The 17014-nt window shown below is 44.8% G+C and carries 11 protein-coding genes; 1 reads left to right on the top strand and 10 read right to left on the bottom strand.

Going from position 1 to position 17014, the window contains the following annotated elements; genetic code table 11:
• From QQL36_RS01275 to dprA, 6 genes are all read right to left on the bottom strand, one after another.
• Positions 1-1929 (bottom strand): gliding motility-associated C-terminal domain-containing protein, encoded by a 1929-nt coding sequence (locus QQL36_RS01275; RefSeq protein WP_321568643.1) that lies wholly within the window; start codon positions 1927-1929, stop codon positions 1-3.
• Between the two features lie 139 nt (positions 1930-2068).
• A complete protein-coding gene (locus QQL36_RS01270; protein WP_143708943.1) occupies positions 2069-4732 on the bottom strand; it encodes a PKD domain-containing protein in 2664 nt (887 codons plus the stop codon).
• Positions 4729-5523: an alpha/beta hydrolase gene (locus QQL36_RS01265; protein ID WP_321568642.1), complete on the bottom strand. Its 795-nt coding sequence runs from the start codon at positions 5521-5523 to the stop codon at positions 4729-4731. The genes QQL36_RS01270 and QQL36_RS01265 overlap by 4 nt, the downstream gene beginning before the upstream one ends.
• Before the next feature lie 92 nt (positions 5524-5615).
• Complete coding sequence (gene lnt / locus QQL36_RS01260; RefSeq protein ID WP_321568641.1) at positions 5616-7205, bottom strand: apolipoprotein N-acyltransferase; 1590 nt, start codon at positions 7203-7205, stop codon at positions 5616-5618.
• A 232-nt stretch (positions 7206-7437) separates the two neighbouring features.
• On the bottom strand, positions 7438-8910 hold the full coding sequence (gene guaB / locus QQL36_RS01255) for an IMP dehydrogenase (RefSeq protein WP_321568640.1): 1473 nt from the start codon (positions 8908-8910) through the stop codon (positions 7438-7440).
• Positions 8911-9021: 111 nt separating this feature from the next.
• The gene (dprA, locus tag QQL36_RS01250; RefSeq protein WP_083725576.1) at positions 9022-10125 is read right to left on the bottom strand and encodes a DNA-processing protein DprA; all 1104 of its coding nucleotides are present in this window, start codon (positions 10123-10125) and stop codon (positions 9022-9024) included.
• 46 nt (positions 10126-10171) lie between these two features.
• Here dprA and QQL36_RS01245 point away from each other — a divergent pair, with 46 nt between their 5' ends.
• Positions 10172-10963: a 5'-nucleotidase, lipoprotein e(P4) family gene (locus QQL36_RS01245; protein WP_321568639.1), complete on the top strand. Its 792-nt coding sequence runs from the start codon at positions 10172-10174 to the stop codon at positions 10961-10963.
• A 141-nt stretch (positions 10964-11104) separates the two neighbouring features.
• Here the strand turns inward: QQL36_RS01245 and QQL36_RS01240 are convergent, their stop codons facing one another.
• The 4 genes from QQL36_RS01240 to pckA all read right to left on the bottom strand — a co-directional run bounded on the left by QQL36_RS01240 (position 11105) and on the right by pckA (position 16735).
• The gene (locus QQL36_RS01240; RefSeq protein WP_083725572.1) at positions 11105-13000 is read right to left on the bottom strand and encodes an OmpA family protein; all 1896 of its coding nucleotides are present in this window, start codon (positions 12998-13000) and stop codon (positions 11105-11107) included.
• Between the two features lie 127 nt (positions 13001-13127).
• Complete coding sequence (locus QQL36_RS01235) at positions 13128-13754, bottom strand: 7-carboxy-7-deazaguanine synthase QueE (protein ID WP_235643919.1); 627 nt, start codon at positions 13752-13754, stop codon at positions 13128-13130.
• Between the two features lie 56 nt (positions 13755-13810).
• Positions 13811-14698 carry a bifunctional methylenetetrahydrofolate dehydrogenase/methenyltetrahydrofolate cyclohydrolase FolD gene (gene folD, locus QQL36_RS01230; protein WP_083725568.1) on the bottom strand — a complete coding sequence of 296 codons (888 nt, stop codon included), beginning with the start codon at positions 14696-14698 and terminating at the stop codon, positions 13811-13813.
• Between the two features lie 435 nt (positions 14699-15133).
• Positions 15134-16735, bottom strand: a complete 1602-nt coding sequence (pckA, locus tag QQL36_RS01225) for a phosphoenolpyruvate carboxykinase (ATP) (RefSeq protein ID WP_321568638.1) — start codon at positions 16733-16735, stop codon at positions 15134-15136.
• Positions 16736-17014: the final 279 nt, after the last annotated feature.

The raw sequence follows: 17014 nt of genomic DNA, 5'->3' as shown, positions 1-17014 counted from the left end.
TTACTTCACCAAAGTTACAGTGCCTTTCTTTAAAATTGTTTTTCCTGTGAAATCTTTTCCTTCCAGTATCCAGATATAAGTATCTACTGGTGCAGGTTGCCCTTTGTAAGTGCCGTCCCATCCCTGCCGGAAGTCAGTAGAGGAGTAGACTTCCTGGCCCCAGCGGTTAAAGATGCGGAAGTAATTATATTCAGTGATGCCCACAGGAATAAAACGGAACAGATCGTTTTTTCCATCGCCATTTGGGGTAAAGGCGTTGGGTACATAGATGTCAGGTCCTGTATAGTATTTGATGCTGATAGTATCGTATCCCACACATCCCTGTGAATTGGAGACGCGTAGTATGTAGGTGACGTCTTCATTCCATTTCAGTTCGGGATCTGCAATATTCACATTGCTCAATCCATCTGGTGGCGTCCAGGCAAAGAACTCCCCTCCTGAAGCATGTAGTGTGAAGGGTTGGCCTTTTGCCAGAATAGTATCATTGCCGGCAAAGGGGAAGACCTCATAGATGGTGATATCTTTCGTAACGGTGGCTACACAGGAATGATCTGTGTATAATATCAGGGAAACGGTGTAGACACCTCCATGCTCATAGTTATGGCTTACATGCGCTCCGTAGGCCCTGCTGATTACACTATCTCCTGTTAGCCCCAGGTCCCATCTTCTGTCTGTAATATGTCCGTAAGTGTAAATAGACTTGTCGTCAAATAGAATGCGGTCGCCTTTGCAATAGCCGGTTACATCAAAATCGCCTTTCAACCCCGGGTAGTTACTCACTATGCCGGTGGTGCTATCTGTACAGGCCAGTCCTCTGTTCACTACTAATTTCACAACATATTGCCCGGTATCAGGGTAGAGGTGTCTGAACACGGCCTTATCCGTTACCAGGGTATCAGTACCATCGCCAAAGTCCCAGTAATAGGTGGAAGTATATCCCGCATTGCTGGTATTGGGCATAAGTACACTGAGGTCTGGATCGGGTACACAGTTCTGAAGGGTAGGAGGGAAGCCGGCGGTGATTTTGGTGTTACAGTTAAAAACGGTGAGCAGGATGTCTTTGTGATGAGTACCTATCATTTTGCCTGTGCGGCGATCGAACTCTGTCACACATACGGATACGACGTATTGACCTTCTTTGGGCGGTACACCTGTTAAAAATCCATTGTTGTCAATAGACACCTGTGGTGTGCCACCCATTGGATTTGATCCCGAATAAGGTGACTTATAGCTCACAACATTATTATATGGGGGCGGATTGGCGCTGGCGGCTTCATTACGGCTGGCGCCCCCGGTGAGGGCACTGCACAAACTATAGGTCAGACTATCACCATCGGGGTCGGAGGCAGAGTAATCGTAATACAGCGGCATATTGGCGCAGATCACAATGGCTGCATCTTTGGCAAAGAAAGCGCTCTTGTTCGTCGGACGGCTTTCTGTACCGGGTATCATGCAGTAGAAAGTGGAGCCTTCATGTTCTGAATTGTTGATGTTGGCGAGCTTTTCTCCCCGGCAGCATCGCTGGTAGACGACATAGTAACCTCCCGGGATAGGTCTGAGTGATAAGGTATCCCTGTAAATAGCTACTTCCAGGTTTTGGGCGCGTGGCGCCAAACAAGGATTCCGCAATGTATCGCGCAGCGGATAACGTTCTTTGATAAATAGTAACCTGGCATTTACAACCCGGGAACCACCGGAAGTATAAATATTCACAGGCACCGGATCTTCAAAGTGATCCAGGCAGCCCTGAATTTCACCACAGGTGAAATCAGCATTCCTGTATAGTTTAAGTGTAATCTGATACTTGTAGGTACCATCAGGATTCATGGCTATAAAAGCATAATATATCTCGCCACCAATAATATGGTAACCAGCAGCAGCAACGTGGATCAAACTACAGCAAATAAACAGAATAATAGATCTATGCATTAGTTGGGGTTGTGCATGAGCTCTACGAAGACTTAACTATAGGAATATAAATAAAAAAAAGGAGATGGGCGAATGAATTAAATCGCCATATGAAGGGGTTTGAAAACAATTGGAATCCGCATGAGCGGATTCCGAAATATTATCTGATCAAGGTAACAGTGCCTTTGCGGATCACTGTCTCGCTGTTTACGTTCTTACCCTGCACTACCCATACGTAAGTGCCGATAGCAGCGGGTTTGCCATCATAATTACCATCCCAGCCCTGCAGGTATTCAGTCGTACTGTACATAAGTTTTCCCCAACGGTCAAATACCCTGAAGAATTCCAATTGGGTAATGCCTACCGGCAATGGTCTGAAGATATCATTTTGCCCGTCACCGTTAGGCGAGAAACCAGTAGGTACATAGATGTCCGGACCTACTATGAAACGGAGGTTAATCGCATCTGTACCGGAGCAGCCCTCAGCCGTATAGGCAGTTACGGTATATGTAATATCATGATTGATAGTCGTTGTGGGGGTGTCGATAGTTGGATTGTCCAATCCATCTGCCGGGGTCCACACATAAGTTACGCCGCCGGTAGCATGTAGTGTGAATGGCTGGTTCAGGATGGCAATGGTATCATTACCCGCAAATGCATGTACCTGGGGTACCACGTTGATCTGAACTGTATCAGTCACCGGTCTGGGACAACCCTTGGTGTCAGTGACAGTAACAATATATTGTGTCGTATCTGTTGGCTTAGCCACAGTTGTTGACTGGTTAGGAGCCGTTAAATAAAAGGTCGGCGTCCATTGATAATAGGAGCCACCAGATGCAGTCAGGGTGACCTGGTCTCCATAGCAGATAGTAGTGTCTTCCCCGGCATAAGCAACAGGGGGATCTACCACTTTTAAGCTCACCGTATCATATCCGCTGCAATCACCCAGACTGGCCACTACCGCATATGTTACATCTGGAGAGGGAGGTACAATTATAAGAATGCTGCTGTCGCCCACCTGTGTATTGGTGGATACATCATACCATGTAAGGGGGTAATCCCCATCCGCGAAAGACCTGATATGCAGGGTATCACCCGTACAAACTGTACTATCAGCAATTGTTCTTACAATGAGCGTATCACGTACATCAATATTCACTATCGCGGTATTCGTACAACCTGTTCCATCTGTAAACGTTACGGTATAAGCCGTATCCATTTTTGGACTGACGGTCGGTGTCGCAGTATTGGCGTTGGTAATATTATAATCAGGTGTCCAGGTGTAGGAGCCGGTTACTACCTGTCCATCCACTACACTTTCTGCAGAGAGCTGCAATGAGTTGCGGATACAAAGAAGGGTATCTGGTGTGGTGGTAATAGGTGGATTGTCGTAAACAACGATCGTACTGGTATCGGACCTGACACAACCATTTGTTGTAGTGACATCCAGAATGACAGTATAAGTGCCTGCACCTGGATATTTATACGAAGCTACAGAAGACCATGAAGTATCTGCTGCTGTACTGGTATCGCCAAAGTCCCACCTGTAAGTAGCGATGGCATCTGTAGCACTGGTGGTGGTCGAAGTATTGGTGAATGTCGTTGTTGTATTACTACACAATCCTACGATACGCATATCTGGCGTGAGCTTAGGATATACATATACCACGGCAGTTGCGCTGTCGCCGCAATTGCTGGTACTATCTACCCAGAGTTTTACATTGTATACACCTTCTGCAGCATAGGTATGTGTAAAAGGATCTGTGCTGGTAGTGGTATAAGTGGTGCCATCCCCAAAATCCCAGTCATAGGTTTTACCCTCCGTACTGTAGTTCAGGAAGGTAATGGTGTACCCTGAACAATCATCGTATTTATCCGGCATAGCTGCTTCCACTTCGCGTACGCAGGTAGTGACGATCATGTGAAAATCCTTTCTGTGAATACCAAGTAATTGACCATCGCGATATTCATAGGCACATACAGTGACCACATATTTTCCCGGATCAGGTGCAATACCAGTGATCAAACCGGAATTGGATACGATATAGGCATCATCTCCCAGGGGAGTCGTACCTGTATATGGACTTTTGTAAGGAACGGAAGAATAAGGTGGTGCTACGGCAGCAGGTGGTGTCGCATATTTATCTCCACCATTGGTGACTTTACCACCAGCATAAGCTGCACAGAATACATACACAATACTATCACCATCAGGATCAGTCGCAGAGAAATCGTAAGTAAATTTCTTATTGGCACAAACCAGGACAGCTTCATCCTTATTGAATACAGGACTTGAGTTCGTGATAAAATTATTGGTAGTACCGGGCAATTCTGTAAAGTAAGTGGCACCATTACCCGGATAGTTGGTTGCATCATTCGCCTTGTGCGTATCCACGATGTTCGCCATGGTGTAGTCGCGACAACAGGTCTGGAATGACACTGTGTATCCTGCCGTACTTATAGGCACTGTCACCGTTCCTACATATGTACCAATCTGAAAACAGATCTTAGGAGGATTAACAATACAAGGGTCTGCCGTTCCGGATTCTATGGTCTGCTTGTTGGTTTGTGATATCAGGAAAGGAGAGCCGGAAAGCTGACTGTTATCAGCATTACTGAACACTGCAAAGTATACAGAGTTAGGCAATTCGGCCAGGTTATCAGCTTCATCACACACCCGGTATAGCTTCAGTGTCACCTGGTAGGTAACGGTAGTAGTGGTACTTGATACGTACTTATGCGACATCTCTCCCCCAATGATATGGGAAGCTTTGGAAATCAATCCATAGGAGAGTATCAGGAGCAATAGAAGGGTTCTTTTCACAATTTTTGATCTTGGCAAAAAAGAGTAAACTGATGCAAGAGCTGATTGCTGGCAGTGGGAACTTCCCACATGCCCATGTGGCCTGTTTCTTCAAAAATGTAAATGCTGCTTGTCCGTGGAAGGGACACCTGTGGCAATACACTTTGAAGAGGAACGGCTGTATCATCTTTTCCGATTACAAACAGCACTGGTACTTGTATAGATGACAACACGGCGGTGCGGTCAGGTCTTGTTATCATGGCTTCATAATATGCTTCCATAGAAGCAAGGGGACAAGCAATGCCCATGTTCACATATGCTTCAACACTTTCCGGATGTTTCGCCTTAAAACCCGGGCTGAACATATTTGGAAATGCTTGCCTGATAAATGCTTCACTGCCATATTGTTCCATCAGTTTGATGGATTTACGGCGCGCTTCTATCTTCTCTTCGGTATCAGCGAGGGCTGTAGAATGGAACAGGCCCATTCCCTGTAGTATTGATGGGTACTTTTCTGCAATAGCGAGGGCTACATATCCACCCATGGAGTGGCCGATGATCACCGCTTTTTCTATACCGGCAGACTGTAATGAGGTATAGACATTATCAGCCATGCTATCAATAGTCAACGCAGTGGTGAGCGGATTATTGCCAACTCCCGGTAAATCCAGCGCAATTACTTCAAAGTATTCACTTAAATATTCTTTCTGCACATTCCAGATCCCCGAATTTTCAGCAAATCCATGCAGCAATACCAAGATGGATCTCTCTTCTCTTAGATGAATATTTTGGGTAGAAAGTTTATTCGGCATCAGAAAAATAATTTATTTGAATACGATATTATGTTGGCGCGGAAATATATATTGAGGAGCAAGCGGTAACGTAAAATAGATTTTATTGATGTTTACAAACGTTTACGTGTCAGCCGCAAAAAGAAACTGTAAAGGATCAGCAATATACAAAATAGAACAGCCGCCTTTGACAATAAATCTCCATATTTTACATAGAACGTCATATAATTGCCTGGTGTTACACGTGCTTTTAAAACACCTTCCTGCCAGTAAGGGAGAGATGCTGTAATATTTCCTTCCGGATCTATGAATGCCGAGATGCCGGTATTGGCGCTTCTGGCCACCCAACGGCGTGTTTCAATAGCACGCAGTCGGGCATATTGCAGGTGCTGACGGTGGCCTTCGGTATTTCCCCACCAGCCATCATTGGTCATGATAAAAAGAATGTTCGCACCCTTTCTTACATGCTCAGCCACAAATTCCCCATATACAGATTCATAACAGATAGTAGGGAATACCTTTATGTTTTCAGCCTTGTTTTCCATGACTTCTACACCCGGTGTACGGCCATAGCTACCGCTAATACCACCAAGATCCAGGGCCAGGTAATCCATAAATTTCAGGTAGTGAACATAAGGGATCAACTCAACCCCCGGTACCAGTTTAGATTTATGATAGACCTGCACTACGTTCGATGTATCAATAAGCACACCGGCATTGAATACATCATATACCATATCGCCATCAGCATTATGGCGGGCAGATGTAGAGGCTTCATCATTTTTCTCGTACCGCTTTAGTGTAACGGCACCAGTTACAAGGCTGGCTTTTGGATATTTGTGTAATAATAACCGGATCCTTTGCGTAAAATTTTCGTAAGCGATTTTGTCTTCCCACGCACCATGAACAAAAAGGGCTGTTTCAGGCCATACGATAAATGCGGTATTGGAGTCAATTTTCTCTTCAGTGAGCTGAAGCATTTTATTAACTTCCAGCGATTCATTTTCATCTGCAAATTTATCGTAAGGGTCAATATTGGGTTGTACCACAACGACTTCGGTAGTATTTTGGGGAGCATGCAGCCCAGTGTCAATGACGCCACTTATCAGCAAAGGCACCACCAGTATCAATACTGGTTTCCAGATCTGTTTTACAACAGGCCGTTTGTAAAATTTATACTGAAACCAAACATGGTAAATCGCAAGGTTCGTAGCCAGTATCCACAATGTACCACCACTTACGCCTGTATATTCATACCATTGTACCCATGTAGGATGCATGGCAAAAGCGTTGCCAAGGCTGAGCCATGGCCAGCTAAGTTCCCATTGCAGGTGGATGTATTCAAACGTCATCCAGTAGACAATGAACGTAAAATAAGCAAGGGTTGGGCTCACCCATTTACGGGTTCTGCGGTATCCCATCACGGGTACAAGCATGAACAGGGTATTGAGCAGATTGGCGGCTACACCGCTGGCAGGCACGGTGGTATTGCCCACCCACCAGGTAGTGGCTACATTCCAGCAGAAGAGTAACAGGAAGGCGCATCCGAAAAAGCGCGATCTGTTCTCAACAATATCCGCCAGCCGAAGCAGGGGGATAAATGCAATGAAAATCAAAAAGGTAAGGGGTGAGGTCGGCCATGCTGCCCAGAGTAGCAGGCTGCCTGTAAGGCTCAAAATAGCGGGTAAATAACGTTTTGCCATAGCGGGTCAAAAATAAGGATTATGACTAAGCGGCATCAAAATAAAAAAGGGGGAAACATAAAAGTAAAATTAGACGCTGCGGATCGCTTAAATAACTCCCTGACTCCAGTGGGTATCCAAATAAAACATTCATGAAAGAGGGAATTCACCAACGGGTAATGAAAACCATTTTCAATGAAAAAGGGAGCGTATCATGCTTTTGATACACTCCCTTCCATTATTTTATCATTAATTATCTGCTATAGTTCGGTGCTTCCTTGGTGATCACCACATCATGTGGGTGATTTTCCTTTACAGTAGCCGAAGAGATCCTGATAAACTGTGCTGCCTGCAGTGCTTTGATATCTTTAGAACCAGTCAGACCCATACCAGCACGGAGACCGCCTACATACTGTTGAATCACTTCACCCAGGTTACCTTTGTAAGGTACACGACCTACGATACCTTCTGGTACCAGTTTCCTGATATCATCTTCATCCTGGAAGTAACGATCTTTGGAACCTTCTACCATCGCTTCCAGAGAACCCATACCACGATATGATTTGAACTTACGTCCTTCGTAGATGATAGTTTCTCCAGGGCTTTCTTCAGTACCAGCGAAGATAGAGCCCGCCATTACGCAGGATGCACCTGCAGCGAGAGCCTTCACCATATCACCGGTATAACGGATACCACCATCTGCAATAACCGGTACACCCAGTTTTTTCAGTGCAGTAGCTGCATTCATCACAGCAGAGAGCTGAGGGAAACCAGCACCTGTTACTACACGGGTAGTACAGATAGAACCCGGTCCAACACCTACTTTCACTGCATCAGCACCTGCTTCAGCCAGTGCCAGTGCACCATCGCCGGTAGCTACGTTACCTGCAATCACCTGTAATTTAGGGAAGGTTTTCTTCAGTTTTCTCAGACCATTCAGTACACCTATTGAGTGACCGTGTGAGCTATCGAGACATACTACATCTACACCAACGTTGATGAGTGCCTGTGCTCTTTCCAGTACATCAGGAGTGATACCTAATGCGGCGCCTACAAGGAGACGACCATATTCATCTTTGATAGCATTTGGATAGCTGGTCAGCTGCAGAATATCACGGTAAGTGATTAATCCTACAAGTTTACCATTCTTACCAACTACTGGTAATTTCTCGATTTTATTCTGTTGAAGGATCTTCTCTGCTTTCTTCAGATCGGTACCTTCTGGTGCAGTTACAAGGTTCTGAGAAGTCATTACTTCGCTTACAACGCGTTTCATGTTCCTTTCAAAACGAAGGTCACGGTTGGTAAGGATACCAACGAGCTTTTTGCTTTCGTCTATGATAGGAATACCACCGATGCTGTTTTCTTTCATCAGGCGGAGCGCTTCTCCGATAGATGCATTTGCATGCAGAGTCACCGGATCGAGGATCAGCCCGTTTTCACTACGCTTTACCTTACGTACTTGCTCGGCCTGTTTTTCAATGGACATATTCTTGTGCAGAATACCGATACCACCCTGGCGTGCCAAAGAGATGGCCAGATTAGCTTCTGTAACGGTATCCATGGCAGCAGAGACCATTGGAATGTTCAGGCGTAAAGTTTTAGTAAGTTGCGTGCTGATATTAACGTCTCTGGGCAAGACTTCAGAGTAGGCTGGAACCAGAAGTACATCGTCAAAGGTAAGTCCGTCCTCTACAAATTTCGGTTTTGATTTTCCGGCAGGCATGTTGCAACTATTTGTCAGTTATTAAATAATTGCACGCAAATCTACAGCTATTTAAGTAAATAGAAAAATTGTTGTGACGCTGGTCATCCCCATTCCTAATTTTAAATTCCCTCAAACCAGCTGGTAGCGCTGCCCAGGTGCACTTCTTAACAATTTATTCATCTCCAGCTGAAAGATCACGGAGGCTACTTTGCTCTCCGGCAATGGACTTCTGCTATATATATGATCTATATGAAAATGCTCACTCCTATTAAAAAGCGCTAATATCTGCCGCTCCTCCTCTTTCAGTTCCACCTGTATCTCCTGCTGCTGAGGCATTACGGGCTTCCTGACCGCATCATCCCAGTTCATGGCCTTCAATATATCTTCTGCATCCGTAATCAGCATTGCCTGATTATTTTTTATCAGATGATGACACCCCGCTGACTTCGGATCTCCTACACGCCCCGGTATGGCAAATACATCCCTGTTATAACTATTGGCAATATCTGCGGTGATCATTGATCCTCCTTTTATACCACTCTCTATCAATACGGTAGCATCCGACATCCCTGCCACTATCCGGTTCCTTTTAGGGAAATTAGGCTTATCCGGGGTTGTCTCTCTGCCATACTCCGTAAGCAATCCACCCTGCTCCACCATCTGCCTGGCGGTATTTGCATGTACATCAGGATAGATCCTGTCCAGTCCATGCGCCAGTATACCAATGGTGGGCATACCATGCTTCAGTGCCGTAGCATGGGCAAGCACATCTATGCCATAGGCAAGCCCGCTCACTACCATAATATTACTGGCTTCCAGCCCCGCTATCAGATTTGCACACACTTCCCTGCCATGTGCCGTAGGCGTTCGTGTACCAATCACATTAATGATGCGCGTGGTATTCAGATTTGCATTTCCTTTATAATATAACAGAAAAGGATGATCATAACAATGCAGCAACCTTTGTGGATATAGTGGAGATTGAAAACTGATGGCTGCAATCTGGTACTTTTCCAGGAAATTCATTTCCCTGTCTACCCAGCGAAAATCATTAAACTGCCTGATGGCATTCGCTCTTACTTTCCCCAGCATAGGCAGGCTTTCCAGCTCTCTCCGGCTCGCTTTAAAAATGTTACCTGCATTTTCAAAGTAAGTCGTTAACTGTTGTGCGATCTTATTTCCTATCTGTGGTATTTTCGTAAGTGCAATCTGATAACGTGTTTCTTCCTGCATTTCCCTACTTTTGTGGTCAACTATCTTAAGTTACAATTTTATTTTCATGTTTTTATCAATCCGCCTCACTTTTCTCCTTACATTCCCCCTCTTATTCGCATGTAAGGCTCCAAAACCAGTTGCACAGCATACGGCCTTAGTGCCTTATGGACCTGCATTTGCGGCGTTATGGCAACAACGTTCTGCTGAATATAAAGCACTCTGTTTTCAGGCATACAACATCGCCCGTCTTCGTCTCAACGAAGATCTGGAAAGCAGTTTTCCAAAACCAATGGCGATTGTTACGGACATTGATGAAACAATTTTAGACAATAGTCCTTACAATGTACATGTTGCATTGAAAGGTGAAAATTACAGCGACAAAACCTGGCAGGAATGGACCAGCAAAGCCGCTGCTGATACTGTACCCGGGGCATTGTCCTTCTTAAAATACGCGGCTGAAAAAGGGGTGCATGTTTACTACATCACAAACCGTTCAGAAGCAGAACGCGGTGTAACATTACAAAATTTACAACGCTGGAATTTTCCTGATGCTGATAATGAACACCTGATCTTAAAAACAACAACTTCAAGTAAAGAAGAAAGACGTTTGCATGTAGCACAAACACACGAGATCATTTTGCTGATGGGGGATAATCTGGGAGACTTCTCCGCCATCTTTGAAAAGCAACCAGCTGATAAAAGAGAAGCGGCTACAAAGCAATCTGCTGCTGAATTTGGGAGCCGGTTTATTGTGTTACCAAACCCTATGTATGGCGATTGGTTACCGGCATTGTTCCAGTATAATTACAAACAAAATATCGATTCAATATTGCAAACGCAATTAAGAAATTATTAGTCAGGCCCACGGCAGTGCCGCCGGAGGCCCGCTCAAAATAAAAAACAGGATGTATCAAAAATAAATGAACCTCCTTAGAACTGCATAAATAAAAAAGAGCGTGTATCTTTTGATACACGCTCTTTTTTATTTATGCAGTTCTTATAGCTTAATAATCTTAAACTCTGTTCGCCTGTTCTGCGCCCTTCCTTCCGGGGTTTCATTATCCGCCACCGGCTTATTTTCTCCATATCCTTTCGCTATTAACCGCTCAGACGCTATTCCTTTCTGCACTAAATATTGCACCACTGCCTGTGCACGTTTATCAGACAGTGTCAAATTGATCTGATCATTACCCACATTATCCGTATGTCCGCTTATTTCCACGATCATCGTCGGGTTCTCTCTCATCAATCCAACTAACCTGTTCAACTCAACAAAAGACTCCGGTTTCAATGTATACTCCCTGCTGGCAAAGAACACATTGTTCAATACCATAACTGCACTTGTATCCAATGGTACCAAAGGTACTTCTCTGAAATAACCAGTATCCTTATCAGCACCTTTCAGTGAGAAATTCTCAGAATAGAACAGGTATCCTTTCCTGTTTACATTCAGTCCATAATCCCTGCCAACCGGCAATGCCACCAGGTAATTACCTAACAGGTCACTCTTGATATTCGCCATTGTCTGCCCTGTTTCCAGGTCCTGCAGCTCAATATTTGCCACCAGGCGTTTCTGACTTTTCTTATCAAACACATATCCTCTTACATACAACGTCTTCAACGGTCTTGCAGCAGGATACAATTCAAAACTATAAATATCCAGCGCTCCACGGCTATCCATACGATCAGAAGCATAATACGCCGTTTTACCATCTGCAGCTACTACCAGGCTCGATTCCTCATCCGTGGTATTAATCGGATACCCCATATTCACGGCTGGTCCCCAGTTACCATCCGCTTGTCTGCGGGAATAGAACAGGTCCATTCCGCCAAAACCCTCATGCCCGTTGGAGGCAAAGTACAATGTCTGGTTATCCGCATGAATAAAAGGGGTTGCTTCATCGCCAGTTGTATTGATATTAGGTCCCAGTCTTTCAGGAGTACCCCATCTGCCATTGGATTGCAACTGGCTCATGAAGATGTCGGAACCTGCATCTGTTGTGGCCCTGGAAAAATATAACGTTTGTTTATCAGGAGAGAGACAAGGTTGTGACTCCCAGTCCCGCGTATTAATCGGATTACCCAGGTTCATAGGTTCTACCCAAAGACCTTCTTCTGTTCTGATAGCATAGTAGATATCGCAGCTGCCACGTCCATTTGGAAAATTACAACCTGTAAACACCAGCATATTACCATCCTGCGAAATGTTCTGCGCACCTTCATTGAAAGCGGTAGAGTTAATAGGTGCACCCATATTATACGCTTTCTTCCAATGCATGCTGTCGTCTCTTTCTGACACATAGAAATCTTCGTTCTTGCCATTCACTCTGCGTGTAAAAACAAGCATCTGGTTATCGATGGTCAGGGAGGGGAAGTATTCGGCATCTTTGGTATTGATATTATCGCCCAGGTTAATGGGGGTAAAAGGTACCGGGTGAGCTGCTTCTCTGGCGGCGTAAGTATAAGTTTTCTGAAGGGCTTGTGCTTTTGGATTATTGATCTTGCCTGTTGCAATGTAAAGATTGATATTGGCAAGGGCATCACTAAATCGGCCAACACCTGCCAGGGCCTTGGAGTAAGCCATCAATGCCGGTCGGATAGAATTGCTATCCAGCCGTCTGAGGGTTTCAAAACTCGTAACCGCCTCTTCATATTTTTTCAACTCTACATAGGAAATCGTCATTTGTCCATAGGCGTCTGCAAATCCAGGTTCAGCCCGTATCGCTTCCTGCAAATAAATAATAGCATCTTCCGTTTTATACTCCGAAACCGCCAACTGTGCATTGTCAAAACTCTTCTGTGCTTTTTTCTTAGCGTTATCATAGGTTACTACCTGAGCATGCACACCCAGGCAAATCACAAGACAACTCAGCAATATTGGGAATTTAGCCATAACTCATGATTGGGAATGTGGGTCCAATATATGAAAAAATCGCCAGATGAATACCTTTCTATCAGATAATCAATGCGATTACATATTTTTTTCTCAATAAACGTAATGACCTGAACGCGTATTGTACTTATGGCACATTAATGTATTTATGCACCTGAAGGGAGAGCTGCCACTTAGGGTTGTCCTTGATATAGTCGATGATAAGGGGAGTCATTTCAGCCGCTTTATTCCATTCCGGCTGAATATATAGTTTACAATGAGGGCCTGCCAGTGCAGCATATTTCTCAGCCCAGGCAAAATCACTTTTATTAAAGATCACCACCTTCAGTTCATGAGCCAATGCACAGATTTCAGGCAGTGGTGCCTTAAATTTCTTAGGAGACAAGGTGATCCAGTCCCAGTTACCGGATAGGGGAGAAGAACCTGAAGTTTCAATATGTGTGCGGAAACCCGCTGCATGCAGATCTGCTGTCAGTGCATCCAGGTTATGCATCAATGGCTCGCCACCCGTGATCACGGCAATACGGCCGGGATAGTTCGCTGCCTCGCCCACGATATCCGTGAGTGCCAGCTGTGGATGACGATCTGCCTCCCAGCTATCCTTCACGTCACACCAATGGCAGCCTACATCGCAACCGCCCAGACGGATGAAATAAGCTGCACAACCCTGATAATTACCTTCACCCTGAATAGTGTAAAAGCGTTCCATTACCGGGAGCGTGCGTACGTTTGGATATGTGGCAGTCATTGACATAATGCAAAGGTACGCATATTGCCGTTAGCACTATGCGTACCATCTATTCTCTAAGATTAGTTCATATTTCCTTTCTGACCTACAGCGGCGTGGTAGGTATTCTTCAGCAGTGCTGCGATGGTCATTGGACCTACACCACCCGGAACCGGCGTGATATAGCTGCATTTTTCAGCAACTTCATCAAAATTCACATCACCTACCAGTCTGTGACCAGATTTCTTAGAAGGATCAGCAATACGGTTGATGCCTACATCCACGATAGCAGCACCTTCTTTCACCATATCAGCAGTCACGAAGTTCGGACGACCAATAGCTGCAACGATGATATCTGCCTGGAGACAGATTTCTTTCAGGTTTGCAGTCTGTGAGTGAGTGAGGGTAACGGTGCAGTTGCCAGGGTAAGTGTTTCTGCTCAGCAGGATGCTCATAGGCGTACCTACGATGTGGCTGCGGCCGATCACTACAGCGTGTTTACCTTTTGTTGGAACTTTGTAGTGTTCCAGCATCAGCATAATGCCGTAAGGTGTAGCCGGGATGAAAGTAGGCAGGCCACTGACCATTTTACCAACGTTTACCGGGTGGAAACCGTCTACGTCTTTGCTTGGATCGATGTTATTGATTACAACTTCTTCGTTGATGTGCTTAGGAAGCGGTAACTGTACGAGAATACCGTCAATATCTGCATTTTCATTCAGAAGAGTGATATTGTCAAGCAGATGTTTTTCGGAAATTTTTTCATCAAAACGCAGCAGGGTGGAGTTATATCCGATCTCTGCGCAGGACTTAACTTTTGAAGCAACGTATGTTTCGCTGGCGGGATCATTACCTACCAGAATAGCAGCCAGGTGAGGAACTTTCTTGCCTAAAGCTTTCAGTTCCGTTACTTTTTCTGCCAGTTGGGCTTTGATAGCCGCTGATACCAGTTTACCGTCTAAAATTTGCATGCGCAAAGTTAGGCTTAATTGAGAAAATTATCTGCAAATTTCTATAGCAGCACAAAAAACGCTTCTGTTTGGTGGAAAATGTGTTTAAAACAGAAAAACTTCCAACTTCGCCCAATGCATTCAAACAAAAAAGCTACTAACTCTTCTGCAAAAACATTAAAACCAAAAAGTTCCTGCCTTCGCTAAAAGCATTAATATCAAAACGCTCCCGCTCCTCCGCAACTATTAAAAACAAAAAAGCACCTGCCTGCTGGCAGATGCTTTTTTGTATATACGAATAAGTTTAATCCCGATGTTATTTCTCCTCCCTCACAAGTTCCGCAAAACAAGTTCCCCGCCTTCAAAATTTCAAATTTAGGTAACTTGTCTTGCTCTGAATAGAACTTGATAAATAATAGTGGAAATTTTAAAGGCAGGCTTAGGACCGTAATATAATCAATTTTTTGGAGATGCGGATAAAATTTCCGGATCAGCCTGCCCCGCATATTTTTTAAAGTTTTGTACAAACCTGTTAGCGAGGTCTGCCACCTGTTTGTCAAAAGCCGCTTTATCTGCCCAGGTATTGCGTGGATCCAGCATCTCTGTCGGTACCCCCGGACAATGTTCCGGAATACCAAAGCCAAAGAGTGGAAAATCTTTATAAGCAATCCTGTCCAGTTGGCCACTGAGCGCTGCAGACACCATCGCCCGGGTGTATTTCAGGGAAATACGCTGACCAGTACCATAAGCACCACCTGTCCACCCGGTGTTGATCAGCCACACCGCTACTTCCTGTTTTTTCAGTTTCTGCCCCAGCAGTTGTGCATATTGCACAGGGTGCAGCGGCAGGAACGGTGCACCAAAACAGGTGCTGAAAGTAGTAGTGGGTGCTGTCACCCCTGTTTCTGTACCCGCTACCCTGGCTGTGTAGCCGGATATAAACTGGTACATAGCCTGTGCCGGTGTCAGTCTTGATATAGGAGGTAATACCCCAAAGGCATCACAGGTCAGGAAGAAAATATTGGAAGGGATATTTCCTATTGAAGGAATGACCGCATTGTCAATATAATCCAGTGGATAAGATACCCGGGTATTTTCTGTTATACACTTATTGGCAAAGTCTACTTTATTAGTCCCTTCATAGCACGAGACATTCTCCAGCAGTGCGCCTTCGCGGATCGCTTTGAATATCTGCGGCTCCTTTTCTTCACTCAGGTCTATACACTTTGCATAGCAGCCACCTTCGAAATTGAAGATATGATGGGAAGACCAGCCATGCTCGTCATCGCCTATCAGTTTGCGTGCAGGATCTGCACTCAGGGTGGTTTTTCCTGTACCACTCAATCCAAAGAAGATCGCCGTATCTCCCTGCTCATCCTGGTTGGCAGAGCAGTGCATGGGCAATACCCCATGCATTTGTGGTAGTATATAATTAAGTATGGTGAAAATGCCTTTCTTGATTTCTCCGGTGTACGCCGTACCACCAATCAGCACTATTTTGCGTTCAAAACTGATGGCTGCAAAATTTTCCTGCCTGGTCCCGTCCATAGCGGGATCCGCCAGGAATCCAGGTGCCTGGATCACGGTCCAGTCTGCATGCAGATCCTCCAGTTCTTCGGTGGAAGGACGCAGGAACATATTATAGGCAAAGAGGTTGGCCCAGGGAGTTTCTGTCACTACCTGGATATTGATGCGATAAGCCGGATCAGCGCAGGCAATACAATCCCGTACCCAGATCTCTTTTCCCTTAAAATATGCGGTAATTTTTTGGTACAGCCCATCAAAATGATTGGCAGACATTGGAATGTTAAAGTCATTCCAGTTCACTGTTGCAGAAGTAAGCGCATCTTTAACGATGAACTTATCTTTAGGAGAGCGGCCGGTAAATTTCCCGGTGTTTACGGACAAGGCTCCGTTGGCTGTGAGGGCTCCCTGTTTCCGTGCCAGTGTTTGCGACACCAGCACGGCAGGTGCTGTCTGATAATAGATAGCTGCTGTATGCTCAATTCCTATAGCTGATAGGATGGCATCAGGGTTCCTTACGCTGCTAACTTGCATAGTAAGATTGTTTTGGTGTGTTAAAGCAAAGCTGCGTCTTTTTTTGAAATTATCAAATTAATAGCCCTCTGTTAACACAAATTTAGAAAAAATAGATGCTAAATGGATATCAAATTAGATAAATTCTAAAATGGCCGGGGCTGTTTTGCTGGAAACAGTAATTAATTATGGGCTGTAAATACACTTATCCTCTTCCATTGTACACGCATATTCACCTCTTCAATTTTACTTCCTAAAATTTCAGTAGGTTTGACGCGTGTTTTAATCAATAGGATCAAT

Origin of the sequence: Chitinophaga sp. LS1, from assembly GCF_034274695.1 — a bacterium.
Taxonomy (GTDB): domain Bacteria; phylum Bacteroidota; class Bacteroidia; order Chitinophagales; family Chitinophagaceae; genus Chitinophaga.
The sequence above is the reverse complement of the archived record's forward strand: the minus strand, read 5'-3'. Positions and strand labels throughout refer to the sequence as shown.